This window comes from Ilumatobacter sp. (genome assembly GCF_041688325.1).
Taxonomy (GTDB): Bacteria; Actinomycetota; Acidimicrobiia; order Acidimicrobiales; family Ilumatobacteraceae; genus Ilumatobacter_A.
In genome coordinates, this window is record NZ_JBDNIJ010000329.1 from 1 (window position 1) to 2,870 (window position 2,870).

Below are 2,870 nucleotides of genomic sequence, written 5' to 3' on the forward strand. Positions count from 1 at the left end.
CCTGTCTCTCTCCAGTTTTGGTGCGTTCGGGTGCGTTACGTGACCCAAGCGACTCGCCAACGTTGCCACACAGCGCTTACGTTCACTGGCTCTGCGGGCCCGAACCGTCGGTGCGATTCGGGTGCGATTACTGCGAACGGTGGATCGTGAAGCCGAGAACCGGCTCGAAGACCGAGCGGTCGCCCGGTGTGTGGCGGCTGCAGACCACGTCCGACCCTGACGCGGTGACTGGTGAAACCCGACGGCTCTCGAGGACGTTCCGAGGCACCAAGCCTGAGGCGACCGCAGAGCTGCAACGGTTTGTCTCGGAGAGCGGCGCTGGCCTCCAGGGCGGCAGCACCGTCACCGTCTCGGTACTTCTCGAATCGTTCATGACAACCGCGACGCTGTCTCCAACGACTCGGCAGGACTGGAGGAGCCTGATCGATCGCTACCTCATTGCTGAACTTGGCAGCATTCCTCTCTGGAAGCTCACCGCCCGGGACTGCGACCAGATGTACCAGCGACTCCGAGTGGGTGGCCTGGGGGCCTCACGCGTTCGCAACGCCCACGTGGTCTTGCATCGCGCAGTGGCGCAGGCGGTCCGGTGGGGGTGGATCTCCCGCAATCCGGTCTCGAATGCGACACGACCCGCCGTTCCCCGCTCGACGGTGACGCCGCCCAGCCTCGACGAGGTCCGGCTTTTGATGGCGCTCGCAGCGCAGGCCGACCCGACACTGTCGTGTTGGCTCGACATCGCAACAGCCACTGGAGCGCGACGCGGCGAAATTTGCGCGCTCCGGTGGAGCGACGTCGACCTCAACCGAGCAACTGTTCGGATAGAACGCTCCGTCGCCGTAACGAAGCAGAGCGGCGTCTACTTCAAGACCACCAAGACTGACCGTTTCCGCCTCGTGTCTCTCACCAATCGAGCCGTCCGTTCCCTCACCATCCTCCACGACCCCGCCGTCGCAGACGCCACCGACCAGGGCCGGGCCGTGTCGGGTGACGATCTCGTGTTCACCAATGACCCTGAAGCAAGGGTGCCGTGGCGACCCGAGTTGGTCTCACATCGTTGGGAACGGCTTCGCCGACGCGCCGGGCTCGATCACGTCAAGCTCCACGGGCTCCGCCACTTTGTCGCGACCGAGCTCCTCACTGCCGGTATCGATCTGCGGACGGTGTCCAACCGGCTTGGCCACGCCCGCACCTCGACGACACTCGACATCTACTGGGCATGGGTCCCCGCACAAGACGAAGCAGCAGCCGAACACCTCGACGCCGTGCTTGATCCGCCAGACGACGGTCACTGAGCCGCAGCCGAATCGGCCGAAGTGCGACAATGACCTGATGCTGATCATTCGTGGCACCAAGAAGCTTCGAGACCGCATGAAAAGCGCGCCCGCCGCCTCACCCGACGACGAGTCCACGACGGTGCTTGGCGACTGGTTCGCGACCGCACTGTTCTGGAAACCGCAGGCGGCACTACTCGTCAACTCCCAGACGATGATTCCCGTGTTCACCCCGCTCGCCCCGGCGGGCAAGCTGCTCGACCGGGCACCCGATGCCATTGCTGAGGTTCTGCGCGCCCACGGCGTGCCCGATGATGTAACCGCTGCCGAGAGGGTCGAGATGTCCAAGGTTCTGATCGCACCGACCAACGACCGTCAGATCGTCGGGGTGGTGAACGAGTTCGCCTTCCAGGGAGAAGGCGTGTGGAGACGACACGATCCTGATCTGTTCTCGATGTCCATGCGGCTCTCCGAACTGATTCTTGGACCGTTGATGAGTCGTCACGACACACCGGCCGACGAACTCGCTGCTTTCTTCAGCAACGACGCTGCCGTCATCGCGTTCCCATCTGCCAAAGCTGCCGTCACGCCAACACCCCGACGGGTGCATCAACTCAAGGTCACCTTGGGTGGGGTGACACCGCCGATCTGGCGGCGAATTGTTGTCGACGGCGGCGAAACCCTCAGCCACCTCCACTCGATAATCCAAGCCGCGTTCGGCTGGCACGACGCTCACCTCTACGACTTCAACATCGACGGAGTCCGTTACGGCGTTCCCGACGGGGACGACTGGACACCGGTCAAAGACGAACGCCGAGTGAGCATCGATCAAGCAATCGGCAATGGCGACCGCAAGATTCGCTACACCTACGACTTCGGCGACAACTGGGACCACGACGTCGTCCTCGACAAGACGATCTCGGCCGCCGACATCGCGACTGTGCCCGACTGCATCGGCGGTCGGCGAGCCTGTCCGCCCGAGGATTGCGGCGGCCCGTGGGGATATCAGGAGTTGCTCGACATCCTCGCCGATCCGTCACATCCCGAGCACGACGAACGACTCGAATGGACCGGCGGCACCATCGACCCCGACGCCTTCGACCCGGCCGAGTTTTCGGGGAACCTCCGCCGCCAATAGAGCACCGGCCACCGAGCGCTGTCAGACCTCCTGAACTTTCGACAAGCCGACAGGGCCCAGCTTTCGTCGCTGCTGGTGCACCGGAGCGAGAAATCACGAACGAAGTACTCGCCGGTACCGACGATCGTGTGGCCCTTGCCCACCGAGAATCGGTTTGCGTTTATTTCGTTGAGCTTCTACGCGGTTACGTAAGGAGTCAACATGTTGTCCACGATCGATCCCGCCACACTCGATGCCGATACCGCCGAGCAAATCGCGGGCAACTCGACGCCGGTGCCTTCGCACTCCCCAACTCACTCCGCCAGGCGCTCCAACAGATCCTCGCCGAGCTGCGCGCCGGAAACGAAGTGACCGTCATGTCATCTTCTGCCGTACTCAGCACCGCTGAGGCCGCTGAACTCCTCAACGTGAGCCGGCCCCACTTTGTGAAACTCGTCGACGACGGATCCATCCCGCCCCAC

Annotated in this window: 3 protein-coding genes; all 3 read left to right on the forward strand. The window is 63.4% G+C overall.

Annotated elements, in window-relative coordinates:
- Positions 1–146: 146 nt before the first annotated feature.
- Positions 147–1,292: a tyrosine-type recombinase/integrase gene (locus ACH2EI_RS17190; protein ID WP_395160938.1), complete on the forward strand. Its 1,146-nt coding sequence runs from the start codon at positions 147–149 to the stop codon at positions 1,290–1,292.
- Between the two features lie 37 nt (positions 1,293–1,329).
- On the forward strand, positions 1,330–2,409 hold the full coding sequence (locus ACH2EI_RS17195; protein ID WP_395160940.1) for a plasmid pRiA4b ORF-3 family protein: 1,080 nt from the start codon (positions 1,330–1,332) through the stop codon (positions 2,407–2,409).
- A 356-nt stretch (positions 2,410–2,765) separates the two neighbouring features.
- Positions 2,766–2,870 (forward strand): excisionase family DNA-binding protein (locus ACH2EI_RS17200; protein ID WP_395160942.1); only part of this gene is annotated, 105 nt, incomplete at its 3' end.